This is a genomic window from Sinobacterium norvegicum (genome assembly GCF_923077115.1).
In the GTDB taxonomy this organism is placed as follows: domain Bacteria; phylum Pseudomonadota; class Gammaproteobacteria; order Pseudomonadales; family Sinobacteriaceae; genus Sinobacterium; species Sinobacterium norvegicum.
The window spans coordinates 710,655-727,197 of sequence record NZ_CAKLPX010000001.1; the positions used below are offsets into that span (position 1 = coordinate 710,655).

Below are 16,543 nucleotides of genomic sequence, written 5' to 3' on the forward strand. Positions count from 1 at the left end.
GCTTGGCCGCTTAGATTTGCAAAAAAAAGCCTGCATCGATGCAGGCTTTTTTGCTTAACCACAACATTTTTTGTATTTCTTACCGCTGCCACAGGGGCAGCTCTCATTCCGGCCCACCACCTTGGTCGATGTTGCGGGCTCGGCTTCCTCAGAAAAGCGCTGCTGAACCTCAGGCCGATGCGTCATCATCCAGCGAGACAAGGCCTGACCCAGTGTCGCCAAATACTGTAACTGAGCCGGTAGGTTAATAAATTGATTAGCGATTTGTTGCTCAGTAACCCCCTGTTGCTCAGCGAAACCGGCATCGGCAACAACCGAGATACACTCCAGCGCGTTATCCAACACCGCCTCAAAGGCATCAGCGCCCTCATCAGTACAGCCATCGAGTAACTCTTCCCACTCTTTTTCCACCACAATATAGCCCTGCATAAAGCCCCGGCACCACTGCTCGGCATCGATACGCTTTGCTTTATCGGTGGTGTAACGAGAGTGGAATAAAACATCACACTCCGAGGCGGCCACCTGTAAACGATGAAAATCTAACAATGCCTCCAAATCCTCTGCCAATTGCTGCTTTTGTGCCTCATCCCTACAGCGTGGTGTTTTACCGGCAAAGATCAACTCACTGTAAAAGCTGCGACCCAGCCGCACTGGCGCGCTGGCGACTGCCCGCAGGTAACCATCGAGCTGCTCGATATTCATGCTGTGCTCATGGCATTGCTTAGAGCTCAAAAATTTTGCTAACCGCTCAAGCGGCTCCGACGGCCTGATCAATGACATCGATTGCCCCTCCTATTATTTAAAGGCCGTTAATAAATCAGGGTGATAACACTCCACATCTAACACCACGCCGGCCGCATCAGCTTGTCGATTTAAGACGGTAATAGCAGCGTCTAATTCTTCCATGTTAATGGTGTTGTCATCCAAGGTGTAAAGCTGACGCGAAGCCATATAACTGTAGTTCAACGCCTGCATGGCATCAGCATCGCCCTGCTCTGCTGCACTGGCTACTTTTCGGAGGTAACGGTTAATCAGGTTAATTGACTTCTTCAGTTGCCAGACATACATCACCTCGTATAGATAAGGCTCGTAGCGTACTACCCGCAATATCAAGAGAACGACCAGCACGGCGGACACCACACCGGCCAAATTAAAGCGAAAATTACTGCCGTCATCGACACCAAAGAAGCTAATCAAAGTCGTCGAGGTCACTAACGAAACCACTACTAAAGTAATAATGACCGCCGCGATAACTCGGTTTAAATGCTTGCGGTATCGTGCTTTATCAATCTGTTGCAGTTTCATAGCGGCCTTGTAGACAGAGGAAAACACCATTATAACCCGATTTCACATCGACCACAGGCTATTGCTCTATTGCGATGAAAGCGCTGGCGCAACAGACTCTTTGACGCAATTTCGGCCACTGTTCTTAGCCCGATAAAGCGCTTGGTCGGCAATATTAATTAATGCCTCCGGGGTCATTGCACCGCAATACGTACTACTGACGCCAAAGCTGCAGGTCACTTTTAACCCTTGAGAGTCGCCGTCATCAATAATCTGTCGACAGCGCTCAGCCACTGCCGCAGCCTCTGCTGCGGAGGTATTTGGTAGCATAATACAAAATTCCTCACCGCCATAACGCCCTATTTGATCGGTATCACGCATGCCGTGATTAAGCGACGACACCACAAATTTAATCACTTCGTCTCCAGCCGCATGGCCATACGTATCGTTGACTCGCTTAAAGAAATCAATATCAGTCATAATACAGGCTAGGGTATTTTGCTTTTTTTTCGATTGCTCTCGTGCTGCGTTAAACAGTTGAAAGAAAGCCCGCCGATTGAAACAACCGGTCAGTGAATCGTGGTTTGCCAAATAATGCAGTTCAGTATTTTGCTGCTCAACCTGCTCCTTGGAAAAACTCAGCTCATTAACCAAATTCTTTAGCCGATTATTTTTATGCTCAAGTTCAGTAATATCATCAAAACTAATCATGCTGCCTAATCGCTGGCTGCTATCATCCCCAATCTGTGAACAATTAACGCGCAAAATAACGTATAAATCACTTTCAGTCTGCAGTGACACCACTTTATTATGGACGCTTTTCTCACCCTGACTTTGACTCCATGGCAGCTGATCTTTGGCTATTGCCTGCCCCGTTTTAGGGTCTACCCAATGCAAAGATGAAACTTTCTTGCCGGTTAACGCCGTAACACTAACATCGGCAAATTCACTGAAGCGTTGATTACAGAGCACTACGCGTTCAGCGTAATCGATAATGACCACGCCGTTGGTCAACACATCCAAGGCCGCACGAACTCGCTCCGGAATAACGGCATTAGGGTCCAAGTACATCAGGCTACGACGGATTAGCAACCAGTAAAACAAACCACCAATAATGGCGACAAACAATAATAATGTCGTCAACGTTCCAATTTGAAGCCCCCACAGTCCCTGCTCACCCAAGGGCTTAAACAATAATTCAACCGCACCATAACTTCGTTGATTAACAATAATTGGCAGCTGCATACTCTCGCTGTTATTGTGCTGCCCCATCCCCTGCCAAAGGTCACCGTGATCACCGAACGTAACCAGCAGCTCCCCTCCCTTGCGACGGAAACCCGCCGAGATGATTTCGGGGTTTCGCTTAACAGCCGTGAGCAGCAAACTTTTAAACGCAGTGCTATTTTTCTGTTCTGCCGCAACCGTTAACTGTACTGCTAACATTTCAGTAAAGTGCTGGCGCTGCTGTATTATCCCGTCTTCGGCATTGGGCGTCATGCCGAGGAAATCAGCCATTAAAATAAGACTAATAGTAAGACTTAATATGGCAAAGGTGATTCTGACCGCCGGTGTCACCCTCATAATCCCTGCCCCATTGTTTGCTTGATGGCCAGATCAGCGCCATTATTACTTTGCAAAAAACTGATCAACGTCATCCTCCTCTTCCTCGATGTCCGACAGTGAATTGTCTGTATTTTTTTGCTTGAGTACGGCAACCGGGTCGAAGCTACTCCAGACAGGTAAGACGGCTGCCAGTGACGAACCAATAGCCGCAGCTCTTAGCAGCCAGGCTGAGGCCAGGCTCATCACCCCCATGCCAATCGCCTTAACATTTAACAGGACCTGCTTATCATCAACCTGACTCTGTCGAAGCTCGTCTTCGAAAACATTGAGACTCTGCCATAATAGGTGGCTATCTATCGCCTCCCCATCACCGCTGAGAAAACCCGTCAGACGCTGCTTTTCGACATTCTGAAGTAACACATCCAATTCTCTCGACGTCACTACAACGGCCGCTATATCGTCATCTGTCAACGATTCAAAACCGGCTAACTCGGTAACGGGTATTACAATACTGTCCAGACTTAACAGCGCCTTCAGCGAGGGGATTAAGCCGTCATCTGATAGTATCTCGGCATGCTCAGACACCGGTTCATCGGTGGCGGCCAAGGCGGCCTGACCATCAGATGCAACGGCGGCATCAACGCCAGCCACAGTTTCGCTAATCGGCCCGGGGGCTAAGGCGCCGCCCTGCCCGGTAGTGTCGGGCGGTACGAAATTATCACTCTGATTGCTCTCATCGCTTTGACTGTCTTCAACACGGATTCCTACTTCATCATCAGTAGCCGAACCAGCGATCTCTTCCTCTGCACTCGGCCATGATAAACTCTCAGTCGCCAACAGGGTAATCACGATATCACGCTGTTGACCATCAGAGGCGGTCACAACAAAGCGTTCTTCGACCTGACTACCCGCCGCCATTCCATCAACCAACTCCGCAGACACCTGATACTGCCATTGATTATTCACCAGAGTGAATCGGCCAAATAAACCCTCCGCCTCGCTGTCAAAAAACAACGGGGTATGACGGACGTCGATATCCTCAATAGCGATATCAGCTGACAGCATTGCAATATTATCTAAATTATCGAGACTGATAGTGGCTGAAAAAACGCCGCTGACAACGGCCGTATCGTCCAACCCTTCAATCATAATCGTCACCGTCTGGGCTTCACTAACCCCGCCCTGACTGTCGACCACTTGATACTGGAACTGAACCTGCCCTGTTTCTCCTGCAGTCAGGCCATTAAACTGCTGTTGCGGATCAAAGTTAAAAACACCGTTATCAGAGAGACTTAATGAACCCTGACTCACCGTGTGCAGCAACTGATAAGTCATCGGGTCGCCATCGATATCGATGGCAGCGGGCAATTGCTGATCCTGCAATATGGTGTTTTGATCGGTGGTGACAAGAGTTTCAACGCCCACCTGTGGCGACTCGTTAACACCGACGACGGTAATCGTCATCAATTGACTATCGCTGACAAAACCAAAATTATCACTGGCGGTAAAGCGAAAACTCACCTCAACAGACTCACCCACGGCCAGATAATCAAAATCATTGGCCGGGTCAAACTCAAAGCTACCATCGCTGTTTACTAATAACTGGCCATTACCCGCATTGTTATCGAACAGAGCTGCAAGCTGATAGCCCAAAGGGTTGAGATTACCATCGCCATCCGTTGCTGTCGGCAGCTGTGCTGTCAGCACTACATCAGCCAGTACAGAGCTGCTGCCCGGCTGGACAACAGGTGCAGTATCGACCGCCATATTAAAACTATCGGTGGCAAAATATCCACTGTACAAAGTAGTTATATCCTGCGCATTGAGGGCCGTATTGTATATTCTCAGGTCATCATACAGCCCCTGATGTGGGCTTTTCATTACCCGGTCGTTGATATTTTCTGTACTCTGGGCGCCGAGATAAAATTGCTGATTAGATGCCTGGTCAGCATCGATAAGAATACTGTTACCGGTCGATAGCTCAACAGTATCACCCTGGGCATCAGTCACTAATTGACCATCGACATAGAGGCGAAGTACGCTGCCGTCGTTGCTGACACTAATCATATGCCAGGCGTCATCAGCGACGGCAATATTGGTCACGACCTTCTCATCTATAGCACCATTGAGACCGTGAAATACGGCCAAGTAACCGTTCTCTGTAGTAATCGAAAAGTCATTATTACCGACGCCATTATTACTGGCGCCAAATAAGGTAGGGTTGCTTTGATAGTCATCAGCCATGGTCAATTGCTGACTTTTCAACCAAAAACTCACGGTAAAAGAGGATAACATCTCTGTTGCTGTCGAGGGTATTTCAATGTATTGCGTTACGCCATCGAGACTGACAACCTGCCCCCTGTCGGAATCATTGACAATGGCAGCACCATTGACGGCAATCGCATTAGCTTGCGTTCCTGTGACATCGGCCAACACGGTATTTTCGAAATTATACTTAGCAACAATATTGCTGCCCGTATCTAATATCGGGTGATTTAAACTATTGTCGAAGTCGATGGTGGTTATCGTCAACTTGGCTTGATCGCCAAGGTAATCTGTTGTCGGGGTAAAGCGCATCGCTGCCAACGTCGAATTAATATCGCTGACAGTGCCTGTAAACTTCAGCACAGTATCGCCGGTAACATCGCCCTGCAGAAGCGTGATACTCCCAGACAACGGCATCGACAGTGTCAATTGCCCCTGCTCCACTGTCAATTCAATCGATAACAGGCCTGTACCCACGGTATTGTCGGCAACGCTTAATTGATAATCATCGGTAAACATAACCGTGCTATTTTGCAGCATTACCACCGCAGAGCTGGGCAGATGATTAATCGGGGAGTCATTTACATGACTGACTGTAATTGCCAGCACTTCGCCACTGCTGGTATTACCGTCGTTGTCCTGTACGCTGAAAACAACAGCATCGGCACCGCCACTATCGCCGCTATGGCTATACGTTAGCAAGCCCTTATTAATATCATCTTGACTAAAGTTATCACCGTTGAGTAAAGCAATACCAGACAACATCAATTGACCATGGCCGGGGCTTGAAGTGATGGTATAAAGTAGTTCAGAGTCATTCGACAGCAAGTCTTGTGCCTGCAAATCACCACTGCCTATTACCGTTGTATGATTATTTGCCACCAACAAACTTTGGTTCACTAACACAGGCGGTAGCACATCGGCAGCCGGCGTAATAGTCAATTGCTCGCTGGCAAATAGCACACCTTTATTACTGTTATCATCACTGGACATAGCCAGCACTTCGCTGGCAGATAGCGCAGCGCTAAACACCTGCAGCGAATCAAAATAGGCGGCAACCCCCTGCGAGGCAGATGCCCCGCCTTGCAAGCCACCCACAGCGATATCACGCACCAGCATAGTATCACCAGAAGCAACACTGGCTCGTTCAATGCCATCGATAAAAACACGGAGCTGATCAGCATCGTTAGAAATAACAATATGATGCCATTGGCCATCGTTAATTTTGATGCCGGTTGCAGTATTGGTAGCCAACAGATTGTCATCATTAAAATTACTGCGTAAGACGACTTCACCGTTAGTATTTAGCCATAACCCCAGGCTTCCTTGATTGGACAGCGAGCCATCGGCACCGATTAAATACGGGCTATTCCATTCGAATGCCGTGCCGGCATCGACAGTATTTACGGCAAAGGCAACACTAAAAACATCTCTCTGCTGATCGAACACCTCACTGGCAATGGCAACCGTATTGGGATTATTGAAATCAGAGGTTTGAATGACTTTATTGCCTGCATCCAACGGATCTTCGACGTGCTGAGCACCACTATTGAGCAAATCATGATTGCTGAACTCAACACTTTCTAGTGTTGTTTCAAAGCTGGCTGTCAGTATTGTCGAGGTTGAGCCGACAACGATATTCAATTGCGCTGCGCTGCCGTTATCCGCAATAAAGGCAAGACCTTCTAAGGCAACATTAATATCAATCAGACTGCCGGAGAACGACATCGTCGCATCATTGTCTCCGTCACCCACACTGAAACTCAAGCCTGCAGTATCTGCAAGGGTCAATACACCGCTGTCGACTGTTAGCGTCATAAACGCATCATCAGTATCAGGATCAACCACCATAATGGCATTACCGTTGGCCGCTGAAAAAATCAAATCACTGTTCAAACCAATCCATTGGTTTTCTGGTACGAATAGTGATGGGGCGTCATCCACGCTGGCCACCGTTACTTGATGGGTTGTTCCCTGCGCGGACCAATCATCACCATCAAAAACGCTGAAATCAAAGCCGGTACTACCAGACCATTGCGCATCGGCTAAAAACTGCAGTTCACCACTGGCTATTTGTGCGGCGGTGAATAGATCGCCGGTAGACACTTCTTGTGACTGATGAATCAGTACGCCATTAAGCGGCAAGCTTTCTATACGATAAGCCTCCAAGGCATCACCATTATCGGGCTCCAGCCCCTGTAGTATAATCGGTGTCAGCCTGTCCTCAATGGTCACCGTTGTCGATGATACTGCCACGGGGGCGGTTTGTTCCGTGTAAAAGACACGGGCAGATATATAATTAATTTCCGCAGACTTATTGTGCTCCCATGACTCGCCGACATTTACCGCAGTCACCCGTATTTGAAAATCTGCAGGATCAAAATCTACCGCCGTCCAATCACGGCCCCACAGGAAATCCTCAGACTGACCAATGGTGTCAGTATCGAAACCTATCCCAGCCAGCCACTCGGTCGTTTCAGCCGTCGTCCAACTGGCACCACCATCGGATGATAATTCAAAACTCAACTCGGTCCGCTTAACCAGGCTTTCACCTTCAACCTTAATCTTTATGCCATTAATGTGACTTCGGCCGTCCAGTTGAAAATCAAAGCCCGAGAGTATCAATACTTCGCCTTCGGCACCGATGGCGACAGCGTTATTATCGGCCAGTATGTTATCGCCATTCAGCCAGCCATCATCGTGATTACCGGCATAGGTTTTGGCCGTTTTTGCCAAACTGGTTGTCATCGCCGACAACCCCGCAGCATCGATCACATGGGGATGATCACGCTCACTATCACTGCTGTATTCCAACAGCCAATCACCACCGAAGCCTGTGGTGTCATCTGAGGCATACACCGTCGTCTGAGTCAGCGCTGCCAGCTGATCGACAAAGTCTCGTCCCCCTTGACCGCTGGCAACATCACAGCCATACAACGCTATTTCACCCTCCGGCCGCATCAATTGCTGCAGCGTATATAGGGCTGATGAAGACTGCTCAAGAGTGCTGCTATTGAGCCCATTCTCGCCAAGCTCAATCCCGCCATTACTGCCGTGGGAGACAATCGATAAGGTATCAATTTTCTGCTCTGTATCCGCCGTCCACTGTCTCAGCTGCTCAACAATACTGTCTAGCGACTGCTGCTGACCATCATAAGCAAGTAAGTAATCAGCTTCAGCTGCAGCCTGTTCGAGCAATTGATAATCGGTCAAACCACTGTCGATAACCACCACATCAATTGTTGCGGAATAGAGCAGACGCTGATCAAAAATCTCAATGACTGCCGGCTCTTCACTCGTATTCACTGCCATAAGCAACCCCCGAATTTACAGCTGACTGGCGACCGATTGACTATCAGTGCTGAAGACGACATGACACTTTAAACCACTGGGCAGAGAAAAATCTGGATTGGCCAGCTCTAGCTGGACGCCAAAAGTGCCACTGGCAACATCGATACCACGATCAACGACAACGACTTCTGCCTGGTACTGCTCATCATCTAGTGGGGCAAATAATTGCAGCTGTGCATATTCACCTGCGTTCACGCTGCCAAATTTCTCAACCGGTAGTAATACCTGCACCCGTAATGGATCCATTTGCTCTAATACCAAGACCGGCTCATCTTTAACATACTCACCCTCAGCACGAATCAATTCTGTGACCACCCCATCAATCGGGCTGGTCACTGTTCGACGCGCTAACAACTGCTGCGCAATTGACAAATCTAACGCCGCTAAGTGGCGATTACTGTTGGCAGTGTTGAGGCGTTGGTTGGCAACCTCAGCCTCAGTTTTTGCTTCGTCATAAACCGAAAAAGGCACGGCCTTCTTACCATAAAGACCTTCTATACGCTGTAGGTTTCGACGGGCATATTGTAAGCTGGCGGTCGCCACGGCAACCTCCTGTTTCATGGCCGCCTTAGCCGAACGCAGATCGACCGTAGCCTGCTCTAAGCCAGATTTCAGTGTCGCCAGTTTTTCACCCTGACTGACACGCTGACTACGTTCCACTTCGATAGTCTCGATCAATCCCTTATCATCAAAGCTGATTTCAACCCGTTGCCATGGCTCCACCAGACAATCATAGCTCTGCGCCAACACCGGTGTTGATGCCGTCAACGATATCATGATCGCAAGTACTCTCTTCATAGTGCCTCTATCGCGGTATAATGCTAATAAACAACTGTGCAAATTGACGCTGCAACTGCTGCAACAGAGTCTGCGGCGGATAATCAACCCTTACCCAGGCCCGCCCTCCAGGAAAGGCCTTCAGGGAAGACACACTGTTTTCAACAGCAATTTCAATTTGATAAAAGTCCACCAAGGCTTCTGTCGCAGAATCATTATCCCCTGCCTCGATGGCTATATCGCCACCGAAGGCTGCGCCTAAAACTGGGCTGGGAAGCGTTTTTTTTGCCTGCGGACTTATCGCCACAATATGCCCAACAAATTGATTTGTTGGATAGTTTGCAAGTTTAATCAGCGCCTCACTGGATAACTTATGCTCAAACATAGCGATATCTTCCTTCGCTACAACCGCCTTGATTATTATTGTTGTGGGTTCAATCACATAAGCCAGAAGCTCACCTTTAGTAACATAACGATTATCATTGTCTGCGGCAAGCGGATCGGGATAAAAAACACCGCCTCTACTGCTGACTAACTCCAGCGATGACTGTTCCTTCAATAATTGCTGATATTGCTCTCTGGCCAGCACTTTTTCGACCTTCAATGCCCCCGCATCACGTAAACTTTTTGCCCGCCGGCTATCATACTGCGCCTCCGCTTTCATAACGGCGGCCTCAGCCAACGCCAGCTTTGTCGCCAGCAAATCGTCTGAGAGCTTAAGCAGTGGCATACCAGCCAAGACATCTGCCCCCGATGGCATATAACGCTCGACTAAATAGCCACTCTCACTGGCAACGACGCGACTATTGTCAGGCAAGGACACAACACCATTGAGCACCTGGCTGACAGGCATCGGTACCACGGTGACAACGACGACCAAACTGAATATCAGGGTGTAGAATATTTTGGCCTTAGAGGAATTGAACGTGCGACGCTGTTCCGTGTGGAGGCAGTAAGACAGCAACTGACCCATGGGGCGAATGACGAACTGCAGCAGCATCCAGCAACCAACAGTAATACCGAGAAACCAGTGAAACTGCAGCGCTATATAGCAAATACTAATAAGTAAAAAATACCGATAAAAGCCAGCTAATAGGCCATACGAAAAAAACCAGACTCGCTCTTTTGGTGTTGCAACAAAGCATCGAGAGCGCTCCAGAAACACATAGCGGCAGAAAAAATAACGCCAATACAGTGTTGACCGCGTCGCCAGATTGGGAATTTCAATGATGTCAGCCAGCAAGTAATAACCGTCGAATCGCATCAGAGGATTGGCATTAAAAAATAGCGTCGACACACTGCATAACCAGAAAGTGTTATAGGCAATCTGACTCACCAGCCCTGGCTCAACCAACAACCAGAGCATCAGTGCCAACAAAGCGACCACAAGCTCAACCGCCATCCCCGCCCCGTCGACAACCATACGGCAATATTTATTATCAAATGCATTCGCTGCCGAGGCATCGACATACGGTATGGGCAGACCATACATAAAAACAATACCAATCTCAGAAACCCTACCGCCCCATTTTTTCACGGCTAATGCATGGGATAATTCATGCAACAATTTACTGATGGGATAAATGATTGCCAACCAGAACACATTCTCTGGCCGAAAAATTGTATCAATAACATTACTGCTAAGTGGCTGGAAAGACTCAGCAATAAAAAAAAGCAACAACAGCATCGACAGGCACCAGACGGCCATCGTCGACCGACTAAACAACTGATCAGCAAAGCCAATATAACGGTCCAACCATGCGTCAGGGTCGATTAATGGCAGCCGAAAGCCCATTGGGTTAGCCCACATCCGCGACAGTAAACCAGCGGGCCTCAACCCTTGTTGCTGCTCGCTGTTGAACAATATATTTTGTTGCAGCAGTTGGTTACTCAACGACATCACAGCGACGGAGTCTATTGGCACACCATCGCGCTGCAGCAATGAAAATATTTGACCAAGATTCCGCTCACCATCACACAACATTAGCAACTGCCAGGCCTGGTGATTAATACGTAATAACTGAGCATGCCCGACTAACTGCACCACGTACCAGCGCTGACCGCGATAGTCTCGCCGCGACAGGCTAACCCCCTGAGCTAGCTGCGGCACAAACCCCTGGGCCTGCTGCCAGGGTGACTGAAACAATGACGCCGCTTGCGCTGTATCAGTCGAACTCATAGTTGCCACCACCAAACACTAAACCATTGGAAGAAACGGTGAGACAGACGCCACCACAGAGGTTTTTGCCCAACTGCTACACGGCCGACGCCAGTCATTCCAACCGTTAGAACCTGATCAACATTAGCCAGCGCCGCCTCTACCGGATAAAAACTACGGCCACCTTCTACCACTGCCACAGGACTGAGCTGGCTAACGGATAAATTCATCACAGTGCCGGGAATACTAGTCAACAAGACATCCCCATGCTGGCCAACATCAATCAATGCAATGTCTTTTTCATCGACACGTAATTGCAGCTGCAGCGGCTCTATTGGGCCGATCACATAAAGCGCCTCACCTCGGCTAACCGGTGCCCCAAGGCGAGTGTTCAACTCACCACTGAGCACAACACCGGTGATTGGCGAGCGGATTTCGCTTCGCTCTAACTGAAACGCCAGCTGATTAAGCTGCGCTTGCGCCTGTGCCAACTGCGCCTTGGCAATGTTAATTTCATCGCGCTTTCCCTGTGCCAAGGCCTTATCATAGGCCTTCATATACTGCCGATGTTTGGCCTGCCACTTATTACGCTCCAATAGCAAATCGCTGGTATCGAGTGTCGCCAATAACTGCCCCAGCATAACCTGATCGCCAGGCCGTACATGAGCCGCCTGCAAGAAACCATCGGCGGAGACTGATACCTGACGTTGATGCTCGCTGACAACCGTGGCATCAGCATCAACATACATTGTCATCGGTGTGAACAGCAGCAACAGTATCGACATCAGAGCAGCTGAGGCCAGCCACTTTGACCTCAGTGTGAAGCGATGCCAATACTGCACCGGCGTGACACGCTTTGTCTTGGTTGGCAATCGCAGGTGTATAATAGGGGCCAACATCAATCCCAGCTGCTCTAACGATCGTACGGTTTCCGACGGGATTTCAGCCGTACCTGACAAGGCCAAACTGGCAACCATTTCTCGCTGATGAAACAACGGTATATGCAATACGTTAGTTTGATTTTCATGGCGCAGCCACGTTTGATGACGAACAAACTCATCGCTTTTCGATGTGGTCGCTATAGTAGCGACATGGCGAGCCAACTCCTCATGGGCCGCCAGCAGCAACTGCTGCGCATAGCTGTCACTTTGACTCTGTGATGTCGCCAACAACAGCGGCTTAGCGTTACTGTGCAACACTAGCTGCACAGTGTTACAGTCGATACGCTGCGCGATTGAGTTCACCAGCGGCTGCCAGCCAGCTTGATCATCAGAGGTATTGAGAGCATAGGCCAGCGATTCAAGCAAGCCTTGCAATAATGTATCCTTTTGGCGAGATTGCTGCCTCTCACCGGCCAACCAATGAAACCAGTCGTTAGCATTGAACAGCTGAGTACTAACAAATTGAATCGTCTGAGGTCGGTGGCTGTGCAATCGCAGACAAACACTGCCATAACAACGCTGATCAATAATAATTGGCGAACAGACAGTGGCCTGTCCCTCGGCCAACAAATGAAACTGTGGTCGTGTTTGACTCGCGTTTAAATGGGCGTAGGCTTTATCCAGTAACTGAGTATTTGGCTGCTGATGTTCAGGCCAGCAAGCAACCGGTTCAACCTCTTGGCCATCGGCATGCCCCAAGATGACAACGCCTTCGACGACATCGGGTAATTGACGGCATTGAATCTGCAGCCAACCCTGGGTGGTATTATCTCTATTCACAACATACCGCTCTTATCATTATTATTGTTGCTGCGCGGCAGAGTCGGTGCTCTGCTAACGGTTAGAATATGTTGATTTGAAATCTTGCGCAATAGCCACACCAGTAAACGGGTTATCTATCGCTGAAACAATCCGCTATTATTGTTACCCTACAACCTCAAAACATACTGAGTCATCCATGATACGCCTGTCAAAAACCCTGTTTAAAGCCCTCGATTTCGCCTCATTCAAAGCAGAGTGTAAGATCGCCGATAACATTCAAGTACAGGCAGTCAAGAGGTCTGAGCGAGATGGTATTCAGTGGCTGTTCGATAGCGCCTTTATTGACAAAAAAGCCGATAAGGTCAGCGCTATTTATGTCAATGTTGACGCACCCGATGATGATGCATTCAACCTGACCTATTCGGCCAAATCTAGCGACCAATGGCGGCTGGTGGAATTTTGCAGCCTCGACGAGTAGTCATTCCAACACCCCGACGCTTATCCAGCATGTATGTTGATCAAACATTGTGGCCACCAAGTGCGACCCAATATTCAAACAAAAAAAAGCCCGCTTATATTGCTATAAGCGGGCTTTTTAAAAATGGCATCCCGTAGGGGACTCGAACCCCTGTTACTGCCGTGAAAGGGCAGTGTCCTAGGCCTCTAGACGAACGGGACGCGATGCCTTGCTGGATCTTCAACAGCGATTAAAGCAGTTTCCAATCCTGCGTTAAGGAGGCCAACTCCTTAAGACGAGGCGAATAATATAGGACTTGTTTTTTATTGCAAGCATTATTTTTCAACAACTATATAAACCCTTTAAATAAAGGCCCATATGGCTAGCGCTGACGACAAACCACAACATCACCAACGCTGGTTTGCTCAATTGTAATCAGCAAATTATAGGCCTTGGACAACTGCTCGCTGACGATAACATCCGCCGCCTCACCAATCATCAATAAGCGCCCATCCACAATCAACGCCAACCGCTGGCAATAGCGCAACGCCAGGTTTAAATCATGCAAAACCACTGCTACTGGCCCTACTAATTCGGCGTGCTCTGACAGTAATCGCATTACTTCTAACTGATGCGCTGGATCTAATGCAGCCACAGGCTCATCCGCTAAAATAACCGCCGGCTCTCCGGCCAATAGACGCGCTAACATCACGCGCATCTGCTCACCGCCTGATAACTGATTCGCTGGCCGGTGCCGCAGATGAAGCACATCTGTCGCCTGCATAGCCCACTCAATAGCCTGACCATCCTTGGCACTTAAACGGCTGTGAATCGACTGGTGCGGCAAGCGCCCCAATGTCACCACTCGCTCGACTGTAACAGGCCAAGCTATCGGTGCCTGCTGGGCCAGATAACCAATTTTCTTGGCCCACTGCTTTCGCCCCCTGGAAGATATTGTCTCACCCTGCAAAGAAACTCTGCCAGAGGCCGCCTGATTAACACCGGCTAACAGTTTTACCAAGCTGCTCTTACCGGCACCATTGGGTCCGATAATGCCTAACATCTCGTTACCGCCTATATCGATTGATATATCGTTAACAACAGGGTTATCCGTGGATGGCCAGCAGAGCTTCTCCGCTGCAATAATCGACGGTTTTACCATGATTGGTCTCCTCCGCGATACTTCATCACCAGCCACAAGAAAAATGGCGCTCCCATTAATGTCGTGATAACGCCAACCTGAAGCGGCTGACTACCAATAGTTCGGCTGGCGATATCCGCAGCCAACAACAAAATTGCACCCGCAAGAGCACTGACCGGCAGTAATTTAGCCGGCTGATATGCTACTAATGGCCGCATAATATGCGGAACAACCAGTCCGATAAAAGCAATGTTGCCACTGACCGATACCGCCGAACCCACAATCATGGCAACTCCGACAATCAATAGTAAACGCTGTCGATCTACCGCCACACCGAGAGAGTTGGCGGTCTCCTCACCCAACGTCATCGCGTCCAGTAAACGGCCACTCGATAACACCAGCAGCCAACCAATAACCATAAACGGCAGCACAAAATAGACATCGCCAAGGCTACGGTTAGCCAGCGACCCCATCAACCAAAGTACCATTTCATTGAGGGCAAACGGGCTGGGCGCCAGATACAGCGCCAGCGCCAGCAGCGAACCCGCCAAGGCATTAATGGCCACACCGGCCAGAATAAGGCTGCCACCACCACGGGCCAGCGCCAACACCACAATCACGGCCAGCAAGCCTCCGATCACGCCGGCCAGCGGCATAATCAACCAGTGAATTGAAAACAGACCAAAATATAAGGCGATTACTGCTCCAAACGCACTGCAACTCGACACCCCCAAAAGCTCTGGTGACGCCAGCGGGTTGCGCAACAACCCCTGCAATGCCGCGCCACAAAGCGCCAGGCCACTGCCGATCATGATGGCCAGCAATGTTCGTGGCAGACGCAGCTCAACCACTACCAACTGACTCAGACTACCCTCTGTTTGCAGCAAGATGCCTGGAAGCTCCACAATCGACAGAGGTATCTCACCAATCGACAGTGAAAACAGCGCCAACAGCACCATAATCATAAATAGCAGCGGGATCAAACCCACCTCAACTAGCCGTTTCAAATTCTTTACTGCCCCTCGTAGTACATAATCTGCTGCTTGATTGTCTCGGCAGCATCCATCAGTTCAGGACCTGCGCATATCCATTGTTTGGCCGGCACATCGATAAATTGTGAGCGGCTTAGCGCGGTTCTCATCACACGATGATTCAGCACCTGCTCCGCCCTCGATGCGCCGTTAGCACTGTCGCGCTGTAAAATAATATAATCGGGCTGCCAATGCAGTAATTGCTCGAGGGAAATATAACCCCAGCCACTGGTCAGCGTTGACGCCGCAGCGTTAACAGCCCCCATCCGGCTGAGAATTTGATCGGGGAAAGTCCCCTTACCTGCCACATAAAGATTAGCCGCAATGACAACAACAGACACCGGCGGCAACACAGCCTCAATCAATGTCAGGCGCTGATTATACTGTTCAGCAAGCTTTTCGCCGCTTTTCTCACGGCCTAAGCGAGCCGCCACATCGACGATATAGTCATCCACCGCCACCAGGGTATCCGGTAAGGTATAGGCTTTAATCGGGTAGTCAAACCGACGCAGCCAATTACTCAACACCGGATCAGTATAATTAGTCGCCAAAATAAGGTCGGGCATAAAGCCGGCTATCTGTTCTGCATCTTTACCAACCTGGGGATACCGCTTGGCCTGCTCCACATAATTTGACAGCAAGGGGTCATCAGCCAGCGTCGACACCGCCACTATTTGCTCCGGAGCCGCCAGCGCCAATAGGATTTGATCGGTGCACAGATTCACCGACAACACTCTTTGCGGCGCCTCGGCATGTACGCCGATAGATAACAGCATAAGACACGGCAACAATAAAAGCTTATTGGTATAACGA

General features: G+C 49.3%; 11 protein-coding genes and 1 tRNA gene. 1 reads left to right on the forward strand and 11 read right to left on the reverse strand.

Annotated elements, in window-relative coordinates:
- Positions 1-54 precede the first annotated feature (54 nt).
- Genes L9P87_RS03105 through L9P87_RS03135 form a run of 7 tightly spaced genes read right to left on the reverse strand, consistent with a single transcriptional unit; the run spans position 55 to position 13,119 of the window.
- Complete coding sequence (locus tag L9P87_RS03105; protein ID WP_237443214.1) at positions 55-780, reverse strand: UPF0149 family protein; 726 nt, start codon at positions 778-780, stop codon at positions 55-57.
- Between the two features lie 15 nt (positions 781-795).
- Positions 796-1,335, reverse strand: a complete 540-nt coding sequence (locus tag L9P87_RS03110; protein ID WP_237443215.1) for a DUF3087 family protein — start codon at positions 1,333-1,335, stop codon at positions 796-798.
- 36 nt (positions 1,336-1,371) lie between these two features.
- On the reverse strand, positions 1,372-2,865 hold the full coding sequence (locus L9P87_RS03115; RefSeq protein ID WP_237443216.1) for a sensor domain-containing diguanylate cyclase: 1,494 nt from the start codon (positions 2,863-2,865) through the stop codon (positions 1,372-1,374).
- Positions 2,866-2,910: 45 nt separating this feature from the next.
- Positions 2,911-8,424 (reverse strand): DUF4347 domain-containing protein, encoded by a 5,514-nt coding sequence (locus L9P87_RS03120; protein WP_237443217.1) that lies wholly within the window; start codon positions 8,422-8,424, stop codon positions 2,911-2,913.
- 15 nt (positions 8,425-8,439) lie between these two features.
- Positions 8,440-9,261 (reverse strand): efflux RND transporter periplasmic adaptor subunit, encoded by an 822-nt coding sequence (locus tag L9P87_RS03125; protein ID WP_237443218.1) that lies wholly within the window; start codon positions 9,259-9,261, stop codon positions 8,440-8,442.
- A 7-nt stretch (positions 9,262-9,268) separates the two neighbouring features.
- Complete coding sequence (locus L9P87_RS03130; RefSeq protein WP_237443219.1) at positions 9,269-11,419, reverse strand: HlyD family secretion protein; 2,151 nt, start codon at positions 11,417-11,419, stop codon at positions 9,269-9,271.
- The gene (locus tag L9P87_RS03135) at positions 11,416-13,119 is read right to left on the reverse strand and encodes an efflux RND transporter periplasmic adaptor subunit (RefSeq protein ID WP_237443220.1); all 1,704 of its coding nucleotides are present in this window, start codon (positions 13,117-13,119) and stop codon (positions 11,416-11,418) included. Before L9P87_RS03135 ends, L9P87_RS03130 begins: the two co-directional genes overlap by 4 nt.
- Positions 13,120-13,297: 178 nt before the next feature.
- Between L9P87_RS03135 and L9P87_RS03140 the strand changes: the two genes are divergently transcribed.
- Positions 13,298-13,579 carry a hypothetical protein gene (locus tag L9P87_RS03140; RefSeq protein WP_237443221.1) on the forward strand — a complete coding sequence of 94 codons (282 nt, stop codon included), beginning with the start codon at positions 13,298-13,300 and terminating at the stop codon, positions 13,577-13,579.
- Between the two features lie 124 nt (positions 13,580-13,703).
- Here L9P87_RS03140 and L9P87_RS03145 read toward each other — a convergent pair.
- The 4 genes from L9P87_RS03145 to L9P87_RS03160 form a co-directional block, all read right to left on the reverse strand.
- A tRNA-Glu gene (locus tag L9P87_RS03145) sits at positions 13,704-13,779 on the reverse strand.
- A 161-nt stretch (positions 13,780-13,940) separates the two neighbouring features.
- Positions 13,941-14,720 carry an ABC transporter ATP-binding protein gene (locus tag L9P87_RS03150; protein WP_237443222.1) on the reverse strand — a complete coding sequence of 260 codons (780 nt, stop codon included), beginning with the start codon at positions 14,718-14,720 and terminating at the stop codon, positions 13,941-13,943.
- Complete coding sequence (locus tag L9P87_RS03155) at positions 14,714-15,706, reverse strand: FecCD family ABC transporter permease (protein WP_237443223.1); 993 nt, start codon at positions 15,704-15,706, stop codon at positions 14,714-14,716. Before L9P87_RS03155 ends, L9P87_RS03150 begins: the two co-directional genes overlap by 7 nt.
- Positions 15,707-15,711: 5 nt before the next feature.
- Positions 15,712-16,506 (reverse strand): ABC transporter substrate-binding protein, encoded by a 795-nt coding sequence (locus L9P87_RS03160; RefSeq protein WP_237443224.1) that lies wholly within the window; start codon positions 16,504-16,506, stop codon positions 15,712-15,714.
- Between the last annotated feature and the right edge of the window lie 37 nt (positions 16,507-16,543).

Excerpts from the sequence above, each read along its gene's own strand:
- L9P87_RS03115 (WP_237443216.1), bottom strand. The coding sequence starts at position 2,865 with ATGAGGGTGACACCGGCGGTCAGAATCACCTTTGCCATATTAAGTCTT.
- L9P87_RS03130 (WP_237443219.1), bottom strand. The coding sequence starts at position 11,419 with ATGAGTTCGACTGATACAGCGCAAGCGGCGTCATTGTTTCAGTCACCC.
- L9P87_RS03110 (WP_237443215.1), bottom strand. The coding sequence starts at position 1,335 with ATGGTGTTTTCCTCTGTCTACAAGGCCGCTATGAAACTGCAACAGATT.
- L9P87_RS03105 (WP_237443214.1), bottom strand. The coding sequence starts at position 780 with ATGTCATTGATCAGGCCGTCGGAGCCGCTTGAGCGGTTAGCAAAATTT.
- L9P87_RS03160 (WP_237443224.1), bottom strand. The coding sequence starts at position 16,506 with ATGCTGTTATCTATCGGCGTACATGCCGAGGCGCCGCAAAGAGTGTTG.
- L9P87_RS03140 (WP_237443221.1), top strand. The coding sequence starts at position 13,298 with ATGATACGCCTGTCAAAAACCCTGTTTAAAGCCCTCGATTTCGCCTCA.
- L9P87_RS03125 (WP_237443218.1), bottom strand. The coding sequence starts at position 9,261 with ATGAAGAGAGTACTTGCGATCATGATATCGTTGACGGCATCAACACCG.
- L9P87_RS03150 (WP_237443222.1), bottom strand. The coding sequence starts at position 14,720 with ATGGTAAAACCGTCGATTATTGCAGCGGAGAAGCTCTGCTGGCCATCC.
- L9P87_RS03120 (WP_237443217.1), bottom strand. The coding sequence starts at position 8,424 with ATGGCAGTGAATACGAGTGAAGAGCCGGCAGTCATTGAGATTTTTGAT.